This is a genomic window from Sinorhizobium sp. 6-70 (assembly GCF_030124375.1).
Lineage (GTDB): Bacteria > Pseudomonadota > Alphaproteobacteria > Rhizobiales > Rhizobiaceae > Sinorhizobium.
This window is the reverse complement of the sequence record NZ_JASKLS010000013.1, coordinates 1-16,454: the sequence shown is the minus strand read 5'-3', so window position 1 is coordinate 16,454 and position 16,454 is coordinate 1. Positions and strand designations below refer to the sequence as shown.

Below are 16,454 nucleotides of genomic sequence, written 5' to 3'. Positions count from 1 at the left end.
CTACCGCATTCTCTAGGTAGAGCGGGATGCAAGCGGAAAACCGCGCATTCGTCATCCCGCTCTAGAAGCCGGCCAGCAGCGGCGCGAATCCGCCCCGGCGATAGGGACCCTCGCGCATCAGGAGATCGAGGCCGAGGCTTGCAACATCGTCGGCGGTCGGTTCTGCCGCCGGCTCCTTGTTCTGGTAGAAAATCTTCGTCCAGCCATTGCATTCGTCGCAGGTCTCGGCCTTGACGGTCCCGCCCTGGTCCTCGATCTCGCGATAGGAGATCCCCTTGGTGGAGCCGCAAAGCACGCACTTGATCCGGACATAGTGCCAGTAGGTACAGCACAGCGAGCAGGAGCAGAACCGCGCGCCGTGCGAACCCGGCCAGCCGACGACCATGGACGATACCGGCTTGCCGCCGCATGACGGGCAAACGCCGTCGGCGACGGGCGTCAGTTTCTTGGCGTCGAGAAGCGACGCGAGGCGAGCGAAATGCACCTGAAGCCCCACCCAGACGAAAATGTGTTCCGCAATCGCGTCCGGGGGCAATGCGCCGGAGAGAACGGTATCGGCCATGACGAGACGCTCTTGCCGATCGGCGGCGGCGACGCGTGCCAGCGCGGCGGCGGCCGGCACCGGTTTTTCGATTGCGTCAGCGGCTGCGAACAGACGGTCGAATATTGTGTTGAGCGCTTCGCCCTCCATCCCATGGCGATGGATCGGCGGCATCTCGAACTCTCGGGCGCGTGTGAGCGCGGCGGCGTCCGGGCCGTCGGCAGGCGGGAGGCCGCCCTGGATATCATGTTGAGCCAGCGAAAGGCCGGCTAAGAAGTTGAGATAGGGCGCAAGCTCGCTCGCTTCGGCCAGTTGGCGAAGGCGCTGCGATCGGGCGGAGAAAAGCGAAGCGGGATCAGGCAGGCGCGCAAAGGGCGGCGACGAGACATCTCCAATGGCGGTGGGATCCGGCGCTGCTGCGTCTTTGCGTTTCATCACACTCCCTCACGAACCCGACGGGCCACGTGATAACCCTGAAACTTGGTTTCGAGCGGGATGCGGGCGGAAAACCGCCCACACTTCCCTCGTCCCGCCCTATTCGGCTGCGGTCGTCTTTTCGTCTTTCGCATGCGGCTTGGCGACCAGTTCGCGCAACCATTTGCGGTGGTACCGCCAAGCCCAGCCGCCGGTCACGGAGCCGCGTACCATCCCACGTATCGTACCCTTTACCCAGATCGCTGCATAGACATGGGTGATCCAGACGCTGATCGCGAGGATGGCGGCGATCGAGTGGACGAGGACCGCCCATCGCTTCTGCTCGATCGTGGTGAAAGCCGCGAAATACTCATCCCATATGACGACACCGGACGCGATCAGAACGATGATCAGGATCGACATGGACCAGAAGACGAGCTTCTGCCCGGCATTGTACTTGCCGATCTCGGGCAGGCGTTCGTCGTGCGCGGTCAGCACATCGCGCCCCCGTGCAAGCCAGGTGCCGTCCTCGCGTTTCCAGAGATTGAGCTTCCAGAAACGCAGGAACAGACCGAGGAAGCTGAAGAACAGCACGACGCCGATCCACGGGTGGATGGCGCGCACCAGTTGGCCCCCGCCGAACAGCGCCGACAGGAAGAAAAGCCGCGGGTGGAAGAGGGACAGGCCGGAAAGCGCGAGCAGCACGAGGCTGCCGGCGGTGATCCAGTGATTGATCCGCGCGCCTCCGGTGTAACGATCCACCGTGACAGGCTTGCCGGCATGCACGCTGTTGCTCTTGCCGGTGTCATTTTCCGTGGTGGTACTCATGAGGAACGATCTCCCGTGAGCCGCTCAGCGGCCTCCTCGTCCTCTTCGGTAACGCGGTTGGGGCCGTTGACCATGTAATGCAGGAAGCCGGTGACCGCCGCGACGCCCATGACGGCTAGGCCGGCATATTTGGTGACCCCCTTCCAGGCCTCGACGATCGGGCTGATCCTCGGGTCGTTGGGCAGACCGGCGTAAATCTCCGGCTTGTCGGCGTGGTGCAGCACATACATGACATGCGTGCCGCCGACGCCCGGCGGATCGTAAAGGCCGGCATTGGCAAAGCCGCGGGACTTCAGGTCGGTGATGCGCCCTTCGGCATGCTTCTTCATCTCCTCCTTGGTGCCGTAGACGATTGCCTGCGTCGGGCATGCCTTGGCGCAGGCCGGCCCCTGGCCGACGGCGATGCGGTCGGAGCAGAGCGTGCATTTGTAGGCCGTGTGATCGACCTGCGAGATCCGCGGAATGTTGAACGGGCATCCCTTGATGCAATAGCCGCAGCCGATGCAGTTCTCGTGGACGAAGTCCACGATGCCGTTCGAATATTGCACGATGGCGCCGGGTGCCGGGCACGCCTTGAGGCAGCCCGGGTCCTCGCAATGCATGCAGCCGTCCTTGCGGATCAGCCATTCGAGATTGTTCGTCTCCGGGTTCTCCCACTCGGTGAACCGCATCAGCGTGAACATATCCGGCGTCAGATCGTGCGGGTTTTCAAAGACGCCCGTGTTCTCCTCGATCTCGGGATGGGTGTCGTTCCACTCGATGCAGGCGGATTGGCAAGCCTTGCAGCCAATGCACTTCGAGACATCGATGAGCTTGGCCACTTCGGTCTGGCGCTCGGCGGGCGGCGTCACGCTCGACGCCGAGCGTCGCATCAGGTCGTTTTCGCCGAACTTCGGGTTTTGAGGTCCGGTGCTGGGATTTGGGACGGGCGGGAACATGGTTCTAGCCTCCTCAAGCCACCGGCCCGGCAATGGGCTCGATATTGACCAGGAACGCCTTGTATTCCGGCGTCTCGATGTTGGCGTCCCCGACGAACGGCGTCAGCGAGTTGGGGCCGAAACCCTTCCTGGCCGCGCCGGTAAAGCCCCAATGCAACGGTATGCCGATGACGTGGACCGGTTTGCCGTCGCAGATCAGAGGCTTGATCCGCTTGGTCACGAGGGCCTTGGCCTCGATCGAACCGCGTTTCGACCAGACGTGCACCCAGCCGCCTCCGGTGATGCCTTTCTCCGCCGCCAGTTCCTCCGATATCTCGACGAAGAACTCCGGCTGCAGCACGGCGTTCACGTGGACGTGCTTGGTCCAGTAGTGGAAGTGCTCCGTCAGGCGGTAGGACGTCGCCGCATAGGGGAACTCTTCCGAGGCGGTCTCGGCAAACTGCTCGAGATCGCCCTTGAATACCCGCGCCGCGGGATTGCCGCGTATGTTCGGCGCAACCAGATTGCCGAGCGGTGATTCGAAGGGCTCGTAGTGCGCCGGGAACGGGCCGTCGCGCATCATGCCCCTGGTGAAAAGGCGCGAGACGCCTTCCGGGTTCATGATGAACGGCCCAACCTCACCAGGCTTCGCCGTCGGCGCAATATCGGGCACATCGTAGCCTGCCCATTTCGCGCCGTCCCATTCGATCAGCTTGCGGCTCGGATCCCATGGCTTGCCGTTCACATCCGCCGAGGCTCTGTTGTAGAGGATGCGGCGGTTCGCCGGCCACGAGAACGCCCATTTGGAATAGGCGCCGGTTTCATCCGGGTCCGACGTGTCCCGACGGGCCATGTTGTTGCCGTTCTCGTTGAAGCAGCCGGAAAAGATCCAGCAGCCGCACGTGGTCGAACCGTCGTCGCGCAGCGCCGCGAAAGCGGGCAACTGCTGGCCAGCCTCCGCCAGGACCTTTGTCGGATCGGCGGTATCGTAGACCGTGGCAAGCGCCTTGCCGTTGAGCTCCTTGGCGAGCTCTTCCGCCGTCGGCTCGTTCGGATCGGCATAGGCCCAGTCGAGATTGACGATCGGATCCGGGAACTTTCCGCCTTCCTTGCGGTAGAGCTCCTTCAGCCGCATATGGATCTGCGCCATGATCCAGTTGTCGTTCTTTGCCTCGCCCGGAGGCGTGCCGCCCGGCCAGTGCCATTGCAGCCAGCGGCTGGAATTGGTGAGCGACCCCTCATCTTCGGCAAAACAGGTGGAGGGCAACTGGATGACCTCTGTCTGGATCTGCGAAGGATCGACGTCGTTGTACTCGCCATGGTTCTCCCAGAAACGCGATGTCTCGGTGTCGAGCGGGTCCATGGTGACGAGGAATTTAAGCTTCGACAGCGAATCCGTCAGCTTCTTCCGGTTCGGGGCCGCAAGCAACGGATTGAAGCCCTGGCAGAAGTAGCCCGTCATCTTGCCCTGGTTCATGAGCTCGAAGGCGCGCAGCATGTCGTAGCCGGGCAGGTCGAGCTTCGGCAGCCAGTCATACGCGAAACTGTTTTGCGGCGTCGCCGCTGTGCCCCACATCGCCTTCTGGAAACTGACGAAGAACTTCCGGTAGTTCTGCCAGTAGCTCATCTGGTTGGGTCGGAGCGGCTTGAAGCCGCGCGTCGACATATAGGTCTCGAGATCGGCCTCCTTGTCAGTCGGCAGTGTCAGGTAACCCGGCAGCAGGTTCGACATCAGCCCGATATCGGTGAGGCCCTGGATGTTCGAATGGCCGCGCAGCGCATTCATGCCGCCGCCGCGCATGCCGATATTGCCGAGGATCAACTGCAGCATCGCCATGGAGCGAATATTCTGCGAGCCCTTCGAATGCTGCGTCCAGCCGAGCGCGTACATCGAGGTCATCACCTTGGTCGGCGACGAGCATTCCGAGATCATTTCGGCCACCTTCAGGAACTTGTCCTTCGGGGTGCCGCATATGCGCTCGACCATTTCGGGTGTGTAGACGGAAACGTGCTCCTTGAGCAGGTTCCATACGCAGCGCGGGTTCGCCAGCGTGTCGTCTACGGTCGCATAGCCGTCGGGCCCGATCACATATTCCCAGGTCGATTTGTCGTAGTCGCGCTTTTCCTCGTCATAGCCGGTGAACAGCCCGTCCTTGTAGGCGAAGCCGTCCTTGACGATGTAGCTGGCATTGGTGAAAGCCTTGACGTAATCCCACTGCACCTTGTCGTTCTGGATGCAGTAGTTGATCACGCCGAGCAGGAAGGCGATGTCGGTGCCCTGGCGGATCGGCGCATAGAAATCGGCGACCGACGCGGAGCGGGTGAAGCGTGGATCGACGACGATCAGCTTCGCGCCGCGATTGGCCTTGGCCTCCGTCACCCATTTGAAGCCGCACGGATGCGCTTCGGCGGCATTGCCGCCCATGATGATCACCAGGTCGGTGTTCTTGATGTCCGTCCAGGAGTTGGTCATTGCGCCGCGGCCGAATGTTGGAGCCAAACTGGCTACCGTGGGGCCGTGTCAGACACGCGCTTGGTTGTCGAAGACCAGCATCCCGGCACTGCGGACGACCTTGTAGGTCTCCCATGCGGTTTCGTTCGTTGTCGCCGAGGCTGCGAGGAAGCCGGTCGTTATCCACCGGTTCACCGGCACGCCGGCGTCATTCCTCTCGATGAAATTGGCGTCGCGGTCGTCCTTCATCAGGCGGACGACCCGGTCAAGGGCCTCGTCCCAACTGACCCGCTCGAACTTGTCCGAGCCCGGTTTCCGGATCATCGGATATTTCAGCCGCGTTTCGGAATTGACGAAGCCGAGCAACGCCGCGCCCTTCGGACAGAGCGTACCGCGATTGGTCGGATGGTCGGTGTCACCCTCCAGATGGATGATCTCAGCCCGCTCGCCCTTCGTCCGGTCGCCCTTCGAATACATGATGACGCCGCAGGCGACGGAACAGTACGGACAGGTGTTGCGGGTTTCGGTCGTGCTCACGAGCTTGAAGGGGCGGATCGCTGCGGCATGCGCGGCCTCGATCTCACCGAAGCCCAGCGATCCGAGCGCCGTAGCCGCCGCTCCGGCACCGACGGCACCCAGGAATTGGCGCCGCGAGAGTTCCACGTTCATAACATGACACCTCCCTGAAACCGGCCTTGCCGACGAGGGCATGCCGGAAAACTTGGGTCCGCCTCTCTGACAAGAAAGACGTAAAATCGGCCCTGCAAGTTTAAATCTTAATCCTCCCTATCCCGTTGTCAAATCGATAAGAACTACAAATCGCGAACATGATATTCCACTTACATCTAAATTGACACGCGCGTGTATTAACGGCGGCGAACACAATCGGACCGCATCGATGTTCCGGCGTTTTCTCTCACATCTCCGTGAACCCCACTTGATCGTTGCTGGCGACTGTTTCCGCGCAAATTGACGCTCTCACCCGGATCAACCATAATAACACTATGGGCTTGCACGCCGCTCCCGAGGTTCGGGGCATTGCGCACTTGGCTGTCGTTTTCGCCGTCCCCGGGGGCGTGGACCGTTTCGACCTGCGCCCAACCCATTTCCTGCAGTATTCAGAACGCGCCGCGTGCCGGCAAAACGGCGCACGACCACACCTTTTCGCGGGCGATGCACGCCTACAGCGCCGCGCGTCTTATCAGACACGCAAAGGTCGCTGCAGCACTTTGAATTGCTGCATGTCTTTGTCCTTAAACCGAGGTCGATTTGAGGAGACATGCAGTAGTGCCGCCCGGGGGATTCATTCGGTCAATCGGGAGGACAAATGATGATGTACCGTCGCGAAATTCTGAAGCTGGGCGCCGCGCTTTCGGCAACCGCCGCCTTACCGAAGATCTCCTTCGCAAATTCCGCCTTTGCGCCCGAACCCGGCCCATGGCGGACCTTCGAAATCACGACGCGCATCGAGCTTTCCGGCGCCGAAGGCGGCGCGCGGGCCTGGATTCCGTTGCCAGCGCTCGCCGGCAATGGCTGGAACCGGCCCGGCACCAGCGCCTGGACGAGCAACGCCACCGAGGCGAGGATCGTTTCGAGCGACGCCGTCCAGGGCGATATGCTTCTCGTTGTCTGGAACGCCAGCGTTTCGGCGCCTGCCGTCGAGATCGTCAGCCATGTCGCCACGCGCGACCGGGCCGTCGACCTTACGAAACCGACGGCAGCCGCGCCACTTACCCCCACCGAGCGCGCCCGATATCTCACCGGAACGCCATTGGTTCCGACCGACGGTATCGTGAAGGAAACATCAGACCGGATTGTCGGATCGGTCACCGACGACGTCGAAAAGGCGCGGCTGATCTACGATTGGGTGGTTGCCAACACCTACCGCCGGGCCGCGACCCGCGGCTGCGGCACCGGTGATGTCGTGGCCATGCTGAAGAGCGGCGATCTTGGCGGGAAGTGCGCCGACATCAATCCGCTCTTTGTCGGCCTGGCGCGGGCTGCGGGCCTGCCTGCACGCGACCTTTACGGCGTGCGCGTGGCACCGTCGAAATTCGGCTACACGAGTCTCGGAGCGAAGAACGAGATCGTCACCAAGGCCCAGCACTGCCGCGCGGAAGTCTATCTTTCCGGTTTCGGCTGGGTGCCCGTCGATCCCGCCGACGTCAGAAAGGTCATGCTCGAGGAAGCAGAGGGAGGGCTCGCCGCCGGTGATCGCAAGGTGGTGGCGGCACGCGAAACCTTGTTTGGCGCCTGGGAGGGCAACTGGATCGCATACAACGATCTGCGCGACGTGGCGCTGCCCGGAGCGTCCGGACCGGACATCGGTTTCCTGATGTATCCGCAGGCGGAAGTCGCGTCGGCAAGACTCGATTGCCTCGAGCCCGATGCGTTCAAATACTCGATCCGTTCCCGCGAAATTTTCGTCTGACCGAGTGCTGGTCTTTGTGAAGACATTTGGAGGCCCTTATGGATAGTTCGAGCGCGACATCGCTCCGCCTGACGGCACTTGCCCATGGCGGCGGCTGCGGCTGCAAGCTGGCGCCATCGGTCCTGCAGCAATTGCTTGCCGATCAGCCTGCGGGCAGCCCGTTCTCCCGGCTCATCGTCGGCACCGAAACGGGGGACGATGCCGCCGTCTGGCAGCTCGACGATGAGACCTGCGTGATCGCCACCACCGATTTTTTCATGCCGATGGTCGACGACCCCTTCGATTTCGGCCGGATCGCCGCGACCAACGCCATCTCCGACGTCTATGCCATGGGCGGAAAGCCGATCATGGCGCTCGCCATCCTCGGCATGCCGATCGACAAGATGCCGGCCGAAATGGTGCGGGAAATCCTTAAGGGCGGCAGCGCCATCTGCGCCGAGGCCGGCATTCCGGTCGCAGGCGGCCACTCGATCGATTCCCCGGAGCCGATCTATGGCCTGGCGGTGATCGGCACGGGCTCGACCGCCAATATTCGCCGCAACAGCGGCGCGCGCGCCGGCGACGTGCTGATCCTGACGAAAGCGCTGGGTGTCGGAATCTATTCGGCCGCCTTCAAGAAGGGCGCGCTGCCAGCGGATGCCTATGCCGAACTCATCCAATCGACGACGCTCCTGAACCGTGTCGGCGCAGAACTGGCCAAACATCCCCACGTCCATGCCGTCACGGACGTCACCGGTTTCGGTATTCTCGGCCACGCACTCGAGATGGCGCGAGGGTCGAACAGGCGGATTGCGATTGACGCGGACGCCATCGCGCTCTTCGCCCGGTGTAGAGAACTCGCAGAGCAAGGCTTCGTGACCGGCGCATCGCACCGGAACTGGGCAAGCTACGGCACGGCCGTGGTGCTGCCGGACGATCTCCCGGCATGGCGGCGCCACATCCTGACCGACCCCCAAACCTCCGGCGGTCTTCTCGTGTCATGCCGCGCGGATCAGGCGGGTGCGCTGCTCGAAGAGATCGTCGCCGCGGGTTATCCCGCCGCGCGCATCATCGGCGCGGTCGAGGACGGCGAGCCAGGCTTGCGCGTCATCGCCTGACCGTCTGATCACACCGGTTCAAACGACGCCATGCGAAGGCAAACGCTACCAGGTGCCGGTGGCGAGCACGAAGGGTGACCATTCGGCAAGAACGTAGCGGATCGGCAGCGCATCCGGTCGCCAGACGATGCGGCGCGGACGGAACCGCCAGTAGCGCTCTGCCCCTTCGAGACCCTTGCCAGCAGGGTGATCGAACATGACCTCGGCCGCGCCGGTCATTTGCAGCAGGCCGCCCGTCGAAAAGTCCGGGAAGACGAGCCCGGCGCGCGGATTAACCGCGATATTGCCGAGCGTGTTGAAGAAGCGGTTGCCGACGAAATCCGGGATCGTCAGCCAGCCGTCTTCGCCGACATGCACGAATCCCGCGCGGCCGCCGCGATGGGAAACGTCCACCTGCCGTCCGGCGGGCAGGTCCGCATAGGTGGCGACGAGGAACGTGTCCGCTTGCCGGATCAGGGCGCGGGCGGGTGCGTCGAGCTCTGAGCTCCAGGTGGGGGGCACGGCCGGCGGCTCCGACGGATCGCGAACGAATTGCACCTGGCGGAGCTGGATGTATTTCGGGCAGTTGCCGAAGCTCTGGCCGACGCTCAGATCGAACCCTCGCGGGTGTCGGCTGAGGGTGCCGTTCAGCCGGTTGCGGCGGCGCGTGGCGAGATCGATGCCGAGGAGCGCGAGCGAGGCGCCATCCTCCATGCCTGCCTCGGCCGGATCCGCCGGCTCTCTGGCGAGCTCGACGGTGAGCCGGTGAGCGTCCGGTGCATGGAGGAAGCCGGGGCGCCCCGCCCGGAGCGTGGCCCACACGTCGCCGCCCTGGTCGACCGCCCCCAGCACCACCATCGGCAGGAGGGGATAGAATTCGCGGTGCTGGTCGATCAGATGGTCGCGCAGAACCCGGCGACCGATCTCGTCCATGCGCGCTTCCACACCGAACCGCGTCTGCAGCGCAAGCTCGCCCGCATGCCAGGGCGAAGGATCGAGGAGACGGCTGTCCATGATTTGACCTCCCTAGATCACGATGATTTTGGGTCGAATCGACCCAAAATCATAAACGTGATCGATTCTAATAAGTTAGAGCGGGATGCGGGCGGAAAACCGCGCACACTTTCCTCATCCCGCTCTAGGCTGCCAGACCGACGGACGTCTTCTGGAAGTCGACAAAGCCCGGCAGCGCCTCGATGCGGCTCAGCCAGGCGCGGATGTTGGGGTAGGGCAGAAGATCGACGTCACCTTCCGGCGCGCTTGCCACATAGCTGTAAAGCGCGACATCGGCGATGGTCGGCCGCTCCGCGGCAATCCAGCTCCGGCCCGCAAGCGCCGCCTCGATCAGCGTCAGGATCGCATGGGCACGGGGAATGACCTCTTCCGCCCGATAGGGCGCCTTGAACACGTTGATGAGGCGCGCCTGCGCAGGGCCATGGGCGATCTGGCCGGCGGCGACCGAAAGCCAGCGCTGAACGGCGGCCGCGCCCTCGGGGTCTTCGGGCAGCCAGTCCGTGCGTCCCGCCTTCTTCGCGAGATAGACGAGGATGGCGTTGGAATCGGAGATGATCGTACCGCCGTCATCAAGCACCGGAACCTGGCCAAAGGGGTTGAGCGCGAGGAACTGCGGCTCCTTGTGCTCCCTCTTGGCGAGATCGACGAGCACAAGCTCGTGCTCGATGCCGATCAGCGAGAGAAAGAGCCGGGCGCGATGCGCATGGCCGGACAGCGGGTGATAATAGAGCTTCATGTCTGCCTCCCGAGAATAGAACGGCAGCAGGATGATTGTTAAACGCGAAGTTGATAAGCACCTCGAAAAACACTAGACCATTTCACTGAGCGCAATAATGGGCAAGGCGGGAAGGCGATGGATCGCTGGCAGGCAATGCGGATCTTCGTGCAGGTCGTCGAATGTGGCGGGTTTGCGCCTGCCGCCAAGATATTGCACATGAGTCCGCCATCGGTGACGCGGGCGATTGCGAGGCTGGAGGAGATGATCGGCACGCGGCTGCTCGTCCGCACGACCCGTTCGCTGAAGCTGACTGCGGCGGGCGAAGGCTACGCGGCCGATTGCCGGCGCATTCTGGCGGAGATTGCCGAGGCGGAGGCCAATGCGGCGGGGAGCTTCACGCACCCGGCGGGTTTGCTCACGGTGACGGCGCCCGCCCTTTTCGGGCGCATCCACGTGCTCCCCGTCGTTCTCGATTTTCTCGATCGCTACCCGGCCATGCAGGTGAAGACCGTCTTCCTCGACCGGGTGACCAACCTGGTCGAGGAAGGGCTGGATGTCGCCGTGCGCATTGCGGCGCTTCCCGCCTCGGGCCTCATTGCTCGCCGCGTCGGTTCGGTCAGGCAGGTCCTCTGCGGCTCGCCGGATTATTTCGCCCGCTTCGGCGAGCCGAAGGAACCGCAGGATCTTGCGCATCACCGTATCATCGGCCGGGAGGGCCTCTTCGGCCATTCGGAATGGCTCTTCGGCCGTGACAGCGGCATTCGCGTTCCGATCAGCGCCCGCCTCATCGTCGACACCAACGACGCGGCCATAGCTGCCGCGGCCGCCGGTTGGGGACTGTCGCGCTTTCAGTCATACCAGGTGGCGCCGGAGATAGAGGCAGGCCGGCTCAAGGTGGTGCTTGCCGACTACGAGCGGGCGCCGGTACCGATCCACATTGTGCACGCGGAGGGCCGCATGGTTTCCGCGCGTGTGCGCGCCTTCGTGGATTTCGCGGCCGAGCGCCTTCGGCGCCGCGCGGGCGTAAATGCCGAGGCTTGAAGACTAATTTAGAGACGGGAAAGGCAAGCCGCGCCTCTTTCAACAGCAGTCTCACGCCTTTCCATAACCGCCGCCAGTCGGCGTCACGACGGTGAAGGCCTCGCCGGCTTCCAGAACCGTGTGAGCACAACCCGGCAGCTCCTCGGTACGGCCGTCGTTGCGCCGGACGCTGTTGTGGCCGAGTTCGCCCGGCACCCCCCCCTTCAACCCAAAGGGCGCGACACGGCGGTGGCCGGAGAGGATCGCGAAATCCAGCCGTTCACGGGCGCGGATCGTGCGCCTGGTGCCATTGCCGGCCGACCATTTTCCGCGACCGCCCGAACCTTCGCGGATATGGAAATCCTCCAGCACCACCGGGAAACGCGTCTCGAGGATTTCCGGATCGGTGAGCCGGGAATTGGTCATGTGGGTGTGGACGGCATCGGCACCGTTATACCCTGGACCCGCCGGGGCGCCCGAGCAGATCGTTTCGTAATACTGGTAGTTCGCATTACCGAAGGTGAGATTGTTCATCGTCCCTTGCGCCGCGGCCTGCGCCTCGACGGCACCGAACAGGCAATTGGTGACGGCCTGGCTGACCTCGACATTGCCGGCGACGACCGCCGCCGGATAGCGCGGCGTCAGCATCGTGCCCTCCGGGATGACGATGCGGATCGGCCGCAGGCAGCCGGCATTCATCGGAATATCGGCCTCGACCAGCACCCGGAAGACATAGAGCACCGCTGCCCGCGTCACCGGCGCCGGCGCGTTGAAATTGTCGGCACGCTGCTCCGACGTGCCGGTGAAATCCACCGTCGCCTCCCGGTTTTCGCGATCGACGGAGATCTTCACGACGATCCGGCAGCCCTGGTCCATTTCGTAGGAGAACTCGCCGTCGCGCAGCTGGTCGAGCACGCGGCGCACGCTTTCGGCGGCATTGTCCTGGACGTGGCCCATATAGGCTTCCACCACGTCCTCGCCGAACTGGGCGATCATCTTCTTCAGTTCCGCGACACCCTTCTCGTTGGCAGCGACCTGCGCCTTCAGGTCGTTGACGTTCTGCAGGATGTTGCGCACCGGATAGCGCGCCCCGTTCAAGAGCTTCTCCAACTCCTCCTCGCAGAAGCGGCCGCGGTCGATCAGCTTGAAGTTGTCGATATAGACGCCTTCCTCCTCGATATTGGTCGCAAGCGGCGACATCGATCCCGGCGAGATGCCGCCGATATCCGCGTGGTGGCCGCGGCTTGCGACCCAGAAGCGGATTTCACGACCGGCATCGTCGAAGACCGGCGTGCAGACCGTCAGGTCCGGCAGGTGCGTGCCGCCGTTATAGGGCGCGTTGATCAGGAACACGTCGCCCGGATGGATCACGGGGTTTTCGCGGATCGCGGTCGCGACGGACGCATCCATGGATCCCAGATGCACCGGCATGTGCGGCGCATTGGCGACGAGGTTGCCGTTGTTGTCGAAAACGGCGCAGGAAAAGTCGAGCCGCTCCTTGATGTTGACCGAATAGGCGGTGTTCTGCAGCGTGACGCCCATCTGTTCGGCGATCGACATGAAAAGGTTGTTGAAGATCTCCAGCATCACCGGATCGGCCTTGGTGCCGATGGCCGTGCGTTCCGGCAACGGCTTGATGCGTGTCAGCACAATATGGTCCTTCGCGGTCAGCTCGGCGTGCCAGCCGTCTTCCACGACGATGGTCTGGTTGGGTTCGATGACGATCGCCGGTCCTGCGAGCCTCTGCCCCGGCCTGATCTCGTAGCGCAGCGCCACCGGTGCGTCGTGGAACTGGCCCTGCGAATAGAAGCGGGTTCGCCGGCTGACATCGGGCGCACCGGAATCGATGGCGAGGCCCTCGACCTCCATCTCAGCCGCACCACCGCCGACGGTTTCGACCTCGACCGCGTCGATCACCAGCGCCTTGTTCTCGGCGACGAAGCCGAAGCGGCGCTTGTGCATGAGTTCGAATTCTCCGCGCAATCGCGCGGCATCGTCCTGGTCCGGAAAACGCGCCTCGACGGCAAGCGCCGTGTCCGTGCCCGCGTAGCGGATATGCGCGCGCAGATAGGTGCGGACGAGATGCGGCGCGATGCCCTGTGCCTCGAGTTCCGCAAGGCACTCTTCCCGCAGTTCATTGCCGAGCCCCGCCAGTGCCGGCGGCGCGTCCGCGTCGAGCCCGACGCCAAGCGCCTTCTGCCGCGTCGCACGGATGTCCGCGAGCCCCATGCCGTAGGCCGAGAGCAGGCCCGACATCGGGTGGACGAGAATGTTCTTCATTCCGAGCGCATCCGCCACCAGGCAGGCGTGCTGGCCGCCGGCGCCGCCGAAGCAGCTCAGCGCATAGCGCGTCACGTCGTAGCCGCGCTGGACGGAAATCTTCTTGATCGCCTCGACCATGTTGGCAACGGCAATGCGGATAAACCCGTCGGCGACCTCTTCCGCGCTCCGCCCGTCGCCGATCTCGTTTGCCAGCGCCGCAAAGCGCGTCCGCACGGTCTCGACGTCGAGCCGCTCGTTCTGCTCCGGTCCGAACAGCGCCGGAAAGTATTCCGGCATCAGCTTGCCGAGCATGACATTGGCGTCGGTGACGGCAAGCGGTCCGCCGTTGCGGTAGCAGGCCGGGCCCGGATTGGCGCCGGCCGAATCCGGCCCGACGCGAAAGCGTTCGCCGTCGAAATGGAGGATCGAGCCGCCGCCTGCGGCAACCGTATGGATCAGCATCATCGGCGCGCGCACGCGCACCCCGGCGACCTCGGTCTCGAAGGCCCGCTCGTACTCGCCGTCGAAATGGGCGACGTCGGTCGAGGTTCCGCCCATGTCGAAACCGATGATGCGATCGAATCCCGCCGCCTCTCCGGTCTTCGCAAGGCCGACGACGCCGCCGGCCGGTCCGGAAAGGATCGCATCCTTGCCCTGGAACATGTCCGCCGCGGTCAGGCCGCCGGACGACATCATGAACATGATGCGGGCACCTGAACGCTTGACATCGAGTTCATTGGAGACCTGCGCCACGTAGCGGCCGAGCACCGGCGAAAGATAGGCGTCGATGACGGTGGTGTCGCCGCGGCCGACATATTTGACGAGCGGCGAGACCTCATGGCTGACCGAGAGCTGCTCGAAGCCGATCGCGCGCGCAAGCCGCGCCACCATCGCCTCGTGGTCGGGATATTTGTAGGCGTGCATGAAGACGATGGCGATGGCCCGATAGCCCTTCGCCTTCAAGTCTTCGAGCGCACTCTGCGCTTCAACTTCGTCCAGCGGCCGCTCGATCGAGCCGTCCGCCAGCACGCGCTCATCGAGTTCGACGATATCCTCGTAGAGCGCCTCCGGCTTGATGATTTCGGTCGCAAAAATCTTCTTGCGCTCCTGGTAGCCGATCCTCAGCGCATCGCGGAAACCGCGCGTGGTGATCAGCGCCAGCCGCTCGCCCTTGCGCTCGAGAAGCGCGTTGGTGGCGACGGTCGTTCCCATCCGCACTTCGCCGATCAGGCCGGCCGGTATCGCCTCGCCCACTGGAAGCTCGAGAAGCTGCCGGATGCCATGCACGGCCGCATCCCGGTAGGCCTCGGGGTTTTCGGAGAGAACCTTCAGCGCATGGAGTGCGCCCTCGGGGTCACGGCCGATGACGTCGGTGAAGGTGCCGCCGCGATCCACCCAGAAGTCCCAGGTCCCGGTTCCGCTCATCGTCATCCCCTTCACTTGCCTTATCCGCTTTCAGGTCGTTTCACTGAAAGCGGATAAGCTGCGTGAGATCAATCCGCAATCGTCGCAGGACGGACGTCACATTCGTCATTCGGCGGCGACGAAACGGTAAACGCCGTTCCTGCGCTCGGCATAGCCGAGGCCGGGATAGGCCCAGTGATAGCCGAGAAGCCTGGCCCTATCGGTGGCGGCGCGATCGATCAGCGCCTTGCGGTTCGCGAGTGCGACTTCGGGCTGGGTATCGAAGCCGAAGTGCCATTCAGGGTGCTCGAAGAAGACGATGTTGCTGGTTGCCGCGTCGCCGGTAATGATCAGCGGATCGGAACCGGCAAGCTCCAGCGAGATGTGGCCGGGTGTGTGTCCCCGGGTGTCCAGCACGCGCATGCCGGTGACGATCTCGTCGCCGGGCTTCACCAGTCTGACGCGTTCCCTGACGGCCGACAGATCACGCTGAGCGCCGCGCGCGAAATCATGGAGCGCCGAGGGCATGTTGGCCTTGTAGTTCGGGTCCATCCAGAAGCTCCACTCGGCGGTGCTGACGAAATAATCGGCGTTCGGGTAGAGGAGGCGTCCCTCGGGCGTGACGGTGGCGCCGGAATGATCCGGATGCGCATGGGTGAACACCACCTTGGTGATCGATGCCGGATCGACGCCCGCGGCCTTGAGGTTATCGGCGAGCCTGCCAGCGCTCGCCTGGAAATTATCGCCGGAACCCGTGTCGACGAGAATGAGGTCGTTTGCCGTACGGATCAGCGGAATATTGGCTTGAAAGGGCGCGCTCTTCGCATCGCCGCCGAGCCGCTTCATGATGTCGGCGCGTTGATCCTCGGCGGCGTCCGGCAGAATAATCTCGACCGGCAGCGTGATGAAGCCGTCGCTCAGCACAGAAATATCGAAGGTACCGTGGTTGAAGCGGTACGTCGCGGCGAAGACCGGCTTCGGCAGAAAGGGAACCGCGGCCATCGCGGCGCCGCCCGCGAGAAAGGCGCGGCGGGTCGAGGCGGGTGAAAGCGGCATAGAAACATTGCTGGCCATGATCGTCATCCTTCGCGCTGAAGATTGAAAGGTGGTCCGGCGCGACCGGTAAGCAATTCCAGGAAAAGTGTGTGACAGTCTTCCGCCCGGAATTGCGTCATTTCAAGATTACGCCGGACGCTTATGTCAGGATCTCGCAAATTCGAGCAGGTCCTGGTTGAGCTGATCCTTGTGGGTGTCGGTGATGCCGTGCGGGGCACCGGCATAGACCTTCAGCACCGCCTGCGGGATGAGTGTCTTCGAGGCCCGCGCCGCCGCATCGATCGGCACGATCTGGTCGTCGTCGCCATGGATGATCAGGGT

At 63.5% G+C, this 16,454-nt stretch carries 12 protein-coding genes; 3 read left to right on the top strand and 9 right to left on the bottom strand.

Features of this window, described 5'->3' with window-relative positions:
- Positions 1–61 precede the first annotated feature (61 nt).
- The 4 genes from fdhE to fdnG form a co-directional block, all read right to left on the bottom strand.
- Complete coding sequence (fdhE, locus tag QN222_RS22525) at positions 62–976, bottom strand: formate dehydrogenase accessory protein FdhE (protein ID WP_283964338.1); 915 nt, start codon at positions 974–976, stop codon at positions 62–64.
- A 99-nt stretch (positions 977–1,075) separates the two neighbouring features.
- Positions 1,076–1,783: a formate dehydrogenase subunit gamma gene (locus QN222_RS22520; RefSeq protein WP_180943128.1), complete on the bottom strand. Its 708-nt coding sequence runs from the start codon at positions 1,781–1,783 to the stop codon at positions 1,076–1,078.
- Positions 1,780–2,721, bottom strand: coding sequence for a formate dehydrogenase subunit beta (gene fdxH / locus QN222_RS22515; protein WP_283964339.1), 942 nt, complete (start codon positions 2,719–2,721; stop codon positions 1,780–1,782). The genes QN222_RS22520 and fdxH overlap by 4 nt, the downstream gene beginning before the upstream one ends.
- Positions 2,722–2,734: 13 nt before the next feature.
- Positions 2,735–5,821, bottom strand: a complete 3,087-nt coding sequence (fdnG, locus tag QN222_RS22510; protein ID WP_283964340.1) for a formate dehydrogenase-N subunit alpha — start codon at positions 5,819–5,821, stop codon at positions 2,735–2,737.
- 664 nt (positions 5,822–6,485) lie between these two features.
- Here fdnG and QN222_RS22505 point away from each other — a divergent pair.
- Both QN222_RS22505 and selD read left to right on the top strand, forming a co-directional pair.
- Positions 6,486–7,583 (top strand): transglutaminase domain-containing protein, encoded by a 1,098-nt coding sequence (locus tag QN222_RS22505; protein WP_283964348.1) that lies wholly within the window; start codon positions 6,486–6,488, stop codon positions 7,581–7,583.
- A gap of 38 nt (positions 7,584–7,621) precedes the next feature.
- Positions 7,622–8,680: a selenide, water dikinase SelD gene (gene selD, locus QN222_RS22500; protein WP_283964341.1), complete on the top strand. Its 1,059-nt coding sequence runs from the start codon at positions 7,622–7,624 to the stop codon at positions 8,678–8,680.
- A 45-nt stretch (positions 8,681–8,725) separates the two neighbouring features.
- On the opposite strand, the gene QN222_RS22495 is transcribed toward selD, so the two are convergent.
- On the bottom strand, positions 8,726–9,673 hold the full coding sequence (locus tag QN222_RS22495; RefSeq protein ID WP_283964342.1) for a pyridoxamine 5'-phosphate oxidase family protein: 948 nt from the start codon (positions 9,671–9,673) through the stop codon (positions 8,726–8,728).
- Positions 9,674–9,797: 124 nt separating this feature from the next.
- On the bottom strand, positions 9,798–10,409 hold the full coding sequence (locus tag QN222_RS22490) for a glutathione S-transferase (protein WP_283964343.1): 612 nt from the start codon (positions 10,407–10,409) through the stop codon (positions 9,798–9,800).
- 117 nt (positions 10,410–10,526) lie between these two features.
- Here QN222_RS22490 and QN222_RS22485 point away from each other — a divergent pair, with 117 nt between their 5' ends.
- A complete protein-coding gene (locus QN222_RS22485; protein ID WP_283964344.1) occupies positions 10,527–11,432 on the top strand; it encodes a LysR family transcriptional regulator in 906 nt (301 codons plus the stop codon).
- Positions 11,433–11,483: 51 nt separating this feature from the next.
- Here QN222_RS22485 and QN222_RS22480 read toward each other — a convergent pair whose 3' ends face one another.
- The 3 genes from QN222_RS22480 to QN222_RS22470 form a co-directional block, all read right to left on the bottom strand.
- Positions 11,484–15,098 (bottom strand): hydantoinase B/oxoprolinase family protein, encoded by a 3,615-nt coding sequence (locus tag QN222_RS22480; RefSeq protein ID WP_283964345.1) that lies wholly within the window; start codon positions 15,096–15,098, stop codon positions 11,484–11,486.
- 105 nt (positions 15,099–15,203) lie between these two features.
- Positions 15,204–16,079, bottom strand: a complete 876-nt coding sequence (locus QN222_RS22475) for an MBL fold metallo-hydrolase (RefSeq protein ID WP_283964349.1) — start codon at positions 16,077–16,079, stop codon at positions 15,204–15,206.
- A gap of 198 nt (positions 16,080–16,277) precedes the next feature.
- On the bottom strand, positions 16,278–16,454 hold a 177-nt coding region (locus QN222_RS22470), incomplete at its 5' end, for an alpha/beta hydrolase (protein WP_283964350.1).

What these genes read in the sequence shown, in the direction of transcription:
- fdhE (WP_283964338.1), bottom strand. Translation starts at nt 976, where the DNA reads ATGAAACGCAAAGACGCAGCAGCGCCGGATCCCACCGCCATTGGAGAT.
- QN222_RS22520 (WP_180943128.1), bottom strand. Translation starts at nt 1,783, where the DNA reads ATGAGTACCACCACGGAAAATGACACCGGCAAGAGCAACAGCGTGCAT.
- fdxH (WP_283964339.1), bottom strand. Translation starts at nt 2,721, where the DNA reads ATGTTCCCGCCCGTCCCAAATCCCAGCACCGGACCTCAAAACCCGAAG.
- QN222_RS22505 (WP_283964348.1), top strand. Translation starts at nt 6,486, where the DNA reads ATGTACCGTCGCGAAATTCTGAAGCTGGGCGCCGCGCTTTCGGCAACC.
- selD (WP_283964341.1), top strand. Translation starts at nt 7,622, where the DNA reads ATGGATAGTTCGAGCGCGACATCGCTCCGCCTGACGGCACTTGCCCAT.
- QN222_RS22495 (WP_283964342.1), bottom strand. Translation starts at nt 9,673, where the DNA reads ATGGACAGCCGTCTCCTCGATCCTTCGCCCTGGCATGCGGGCGAGCTT.
- QN222_RS22490 (WP_283964343.1), bottom strand. Translation starts at nt 10,409, where the DNA reads ATGAAGCTCTATTATCACCCGCTGTCCGGCCATGCGCATCGCGCCCGG.
- QN222_RS22485 (WP_283964344.1), top strand. Translation starts at nt 10,527, where the DNA reads ATGGATCGCTGGCAGGCAATGCGGATCTTCGTGCAGGTCGTCGAATGT.
- QN222_RS22480 (WP_283964345.1), bottom strand. Translation starts at nt 15,098, where the DNA reads ATGAGCGGAACCGGGACCTGGGACTTCTGGGTGGATCGCGGCGGCACC.
- QN222_RS22475 (WP_283964349.1), bottom strand. Translation starts at nt 16,079, where the DNA reads ATGGCCGCGGTTCCCTTTCTGCCGAAGCCGGTCTTCGCCGCGACGTAC.